The organism is Nocardia sp. NPDC004722 (genome assembly GCF_053601505.1).
This window is the reverse complement of record NZ_JBSGBY010000744.1, coordinates 1-3,623: the sequence shown is the minus strand read 5'-3', so window position 1 is coordinate 3,623 and position 3,623 is coordinate 1. Positions and strand designations below refer to the sequence as shown.

General features: G+C 68.1%; 4 protein-coding genes. 1 reads left to right on the top strand and 3 read right to left on the bottom strand.

The window, feature by feature from the left end; translation table 11 throughout:
* From ACWELQ_RS41030 to ACWELQ_RS41020, 3 genes are all read right to left on the bottom strand, one after another.
* Positions 1 to 337, bottom strand: a 337-nt coding sequence (locus ACWELQ_RS41030) for an alpha/beta fold hydrolase (RefSeq protein WP_452402386.1), incomplete at its 3' end; no start/stop codon positions are given.
* A 112-nt stretch (positions 338 to 449) separates the two neighbouring features.
* The gene (locus ACWELQ_RS41025) at positions 450 to 1,109 is read right to left on the bottom strand and encodes a TetR/AcrR family transcriptional regulator (RefSeq protein WP_452402385.1); all 660 of its coding nucleotides are present in this window, start codon (positions 1,107 to 1,109) and stop codon (positions 450 to 452) included.
* Positions 1,110 to 1,172: 63 nt separating this feature from the next.
* The gene (locus ACWELQ_RS41020; protein ID WP_452402384.1) at positions 1,173 to 1,904 is read right to left on the bottom strand and encodes a spermidine synthase; all 732 of its coding nucleotides are present in this window, start codon (positions 1,902 to 1,904) and stop codon (positions 1,173 to 1,175) included.
* A gap of 154 nt (positions 1,905 to 2,058) precedes the next feature.
* On the opposite strand from ACWELQ_RS41020, the gene ACWELQ_RS41015 reads away from it, so the two are divergent.
* Positions 2,059 to 3,612, top strand: coding sequence for an acyl-CoA synthetase (locus tag ACWELQ_RS41015; RefSeq protein WP_452402383.1), 1,554 nt, complete (start codon positions 2,059 to 2,061; stop codon positions 3,610 to 3,612).
* The last annotated feature ends 11 nt before the right edge of the window (positions 3,613 to 3,623 follow it).

The window sequence follows — 3,623 nt, the reverse complement described above, 5'->3', positions numbered from 1 at the left end:
TCAGGCGGCCGGGGTGGATGTGCGGGTGCAGCCCAAAGAGGGCCAGTCCCTGGACAATCCGTATCAGCAGTCGGTGGGCATCCCGTACGCGCACGATCGCGCCCGCGCGCCGCGGATCGGCCGCCCCGAAGCCCGGCAGGTCGACGGCGAGCGCGGTGCGTCCGGCTCGGGCGAGGCGGACGAGCACCTCTCGCCAGGTGTCGGCGCTGTCGGCGAAGCCGTGGAACAGCACGATCGGGGTGCCCGCACCGGCGACCGACAGGACCCGGGTGCGGACTCCGGCATAGCTACGGGTGGATTCGGTGATCGCGTCGCGATCGGACGGCGTCATTGCCATGCAAGAAACATACACACATGTTTGTTTCTTTTTCAACGGAAAAGCGGACAGGACAGAGCGCTACAGCCGTAGGGAGGGAACCACTAACCGACAGTCGTGTTCGTATCAGTTCTCAGCTCGGAAGGTAATCGGCCAGCTCGACGGCGGCCAAGCGCAGCAGCTGCGCCCGCACCCGCGCCCACTGCCGCCGCACCCGGGCTTCGTCGCGCCAGACGTAACTGCTCAGCAGCAGCCCGCGCATGGCATCCATCGCCGTATAGACGAAGTCGCGCAGTACCGTCGTCGACGCGCCCGCCGGGGCCAGCGGCGCGAGCGCCGCGGCGAGTCCGCTGGTCACCACCGGCTCCACCGATTCCAGCTGTTCGGCCAGTGCCCGATCGGTTCGCGCGGCGAGCCACAGTTCGGCGGTCGCGGTGAACAGCGGACCCTGGTGGAGCCGCCACAACAGGTCCAGCGCCGCTTCGACGACATTGCCGCCCTGGGGAATTCGCGCGAACTCGGCCAGCGCCTCCTCGGCCCGCCGCACCGCGAGATACCGCACCGCGGCCGTCACCAGATCCTCCCGGGACGGGAAATGATGCACCTGCGCGCCCCGGGTCACCCCGGCCTTGGCGGCCACCCGGGGCGTGGTCGTTCCGCTGTACCCGTACTCGAGCAGGCACTCGATCGCCGCCTCCAGCACCTTCGCCTGCGTCTCGTTGCGACGCTGCTCCTGGGTGCGCCGCGGTCGGGCCGCACGCTCCACCGGCGCGGACGAGGCTGTGCTGCTCATACGGCGATCATATGGCCGGCCACACCCCCCGCCCCGCAAGGTCCCGGACCCGCAAGTGCGCATTCACGGAGACTCCGGCGCTACCCGAACGGGCGGCACCTCATTTTCCACTCGCCGGTACAGCGCGTCGAGCGGCAGCGGGACGCGGGCGGCCGCGAGCACCTGGTTGCCCTGGTAGCCGGTGAAGACGTCGCCGTCGAGCAGTGCGCGATAGGGGAAGACGGCGCGGATGTCGTCCAGGCGGTGGCCTGTGCCGACCAGGTTGAGCAGGTAGATGCCGTCGGGGCGCAGTACCCGGGCGACCTGTGCGGTGAATTCGGCATCGGTGATGCCCGCCGCCATCCGCAGCCCTTCGAACGCGTCCGCCACCACCAGGTCCGCGGAAGCGGCGGGCAGCGTGGCGAGTTCGGTCAGCCCGTCGCCGAGGCGCAGCTCGACGCCGGGGATCGAGCGCAGGCCCAGGCGTTCGTCGACGAAGTCGGCCAGTGGCTCGTCGGCCTCGATGACGAGGTGGCGGGAGCCGGGGCGGACGGCGGAGAGGTAGCGGGGGAAAGTGGCTCCGCCGCCGCCGATGTGGACCACCTCCAGCGGGGCGTCGACGGGCCGCAGGGAGTCGGCGACGTAGCCGAGGTAACGGACGTATTCGAGTTCCAGGTAGGACGGGTCGTCCAGGTCGATGTAGGACTGGGCGATGCCGTCGACGGTGAGCAACCAACCACCCGGTCGCTCGGGATCGGCCCGCAGTTCGGCATTGCCGAAGCGCACCTTGCGCACCCCGGGTACCGGTTCACCCATCGCACCCACACCATCACCGCCGGGAGATTCCAGCCCACTGCCCATCAGCCTATGATCCCAGGTCTGATCCGGCGTTCCGAGCGTGGCAGGTTTCTGCCAATTGTCGGCCGGGAGTTCCATTGTCGCGCAGTACAACCGGTCCTAGCTTTGCCGCATGGCTTTCAATGTTGCGGACCTGTTCGAACATGCGGTGGACGCGGTGCCCGAGCGAACCGCCGTCGTCTGCGAGGGGCGGCTGGTCACCTACCGGGAACTCGAGGAGCGCGCCAACCAGCTCGCGCACTATCTGAGCTCGCGGGGCATCGGCAAGGGTGATCATGTCGGGGTCTTCTCGCGCAACTCGATCGAGGCGCTCGAGAGCATGATCGCCGCGTACAAGTTGCGGGCGGTGTCGGTGTCGGTCAACTACCGGTACGTGGCCGAGGAAGTCCGCTACATCGTCGACAACGCGGACCTGAAAGCGCTGGTGTTCGAGCGGGCGTACGCCGACATCGTGGCCGAGGTCGTGCCCGCCGCACCGGGATTGACGGAACTCGTCGCGGTCGAGGACGGCAGCGGCAAGGACTACTCGGCCTTCGGCGGAATCGACTACGACCGGGCGCGGGCCGGGCAGTCCACCGAGCGCGATTTCGAGCAGCGGTCCTCCGACGACCTCTACATCCTCTATACGGGCGGCACCACCGGCTATCCCAAGGGCGTCATGTGGACACACGAGGACATCTGGCGCTCGCTCGGCGGCGGCATCAACCATGTCACCGGCGAATACGTCGCCGACGAATGGGAACTGGCGAACAATGCCAAGTCCGCGCCGAACGGCATTGTGATCGCCCCGCTTTCACCGCTGATCCACGGCGCGGCGCAGTGGGCCGCGTTCATCGGGCTCAATACGGGCGGCACCGTGGTCTTCATCCCCCAGTTCGATGCCGAACGGGTGTGGCGGACCGTCGAACGGGAAAAGGTCAATGTGCTCACCGTGGTCGGCGATGCCATGGCCAAGCCGCTGCTCGACGCGTACCTGGACAATGACTACGACATCTCGTCGCTGTGGGCGCTCTCGAGTCATGCCGCGCTGTTCTCGCAAGGACTCAAGGAGCGGTATCTGGAACTGTTCCCGAACCTCTTCATCACCGACGTGATCGGCTCGTCCGAGAGCGGCAGCACCGGACTCGCGGTGGTGGGCAAGGATTCCGACCACTCGCAGGGCCCGAGGGTGAACTTCAGCGCGCAGGCCGCGCTCATCGACGAGGACGGAAAGCTGGTGGAGCCCATACCCGGCGCCGTCGGGCGGATGGCGCGGCGTGGGCATGTGCCGCTGGGTTATTACAAGGATCCCGAGAAGTCCGCGACCATCTTCGTCGAGATCGACGGGGTGCGGTACGTGGTGCCCGGCGATTACGCGCGGTACGAGGCCGACGGCACCGTGACACTGCTCGGGCGCGGCTCGGAATGCATCAATACCGGCGGGGAGAAGGTGTTCCCGGAGGAGGTCGAGGGCGCGCTCAAGTCGCACCCGGATGTGTTCGACGCCTTGGTGATCGGGGTCGCCGACGAGCGATTCGGCAGCGCCGTCGCCGCCCTGGTGCAGCCCCGTGAGCACGCCGAACTCGATCTGGCCGGACTCGACGCGCACGTGCGCACGAAGGTCGCGTGGGTGCGGCCGACGCTGGCCACCCACGCCTTCTCGCGGTCGATCGGGCTGCCCCGGTAGGAGGCGAAGGT

Excerpts from the sequence above, each read along its gene's own strand:
- ACWELQ_RS41020 (WP_452402384.1), bottom strand. The coding sequence starts at position 1,904 with ATGGGTGAACCGGTACCCGGGGTGCGCAAGGTGCGCTTCGGCAATGCC.
- ACWELQ_RS41015 (WP_452402383.1), top strand. The coding sequence starts at position 2,059 with ATGGCTTTCAATGTTGCGGACCTGTTCGAACATGCGGTGGACGCGGTG.
- ACWELQ_RS41025 (WP_452402385.1), bottom strand. The coding sequence starts at position 1,109 with ATGAGCAGCACAGCCTCGTCCGCGCCGGTGGAGCGTGCGGCCCGACCG.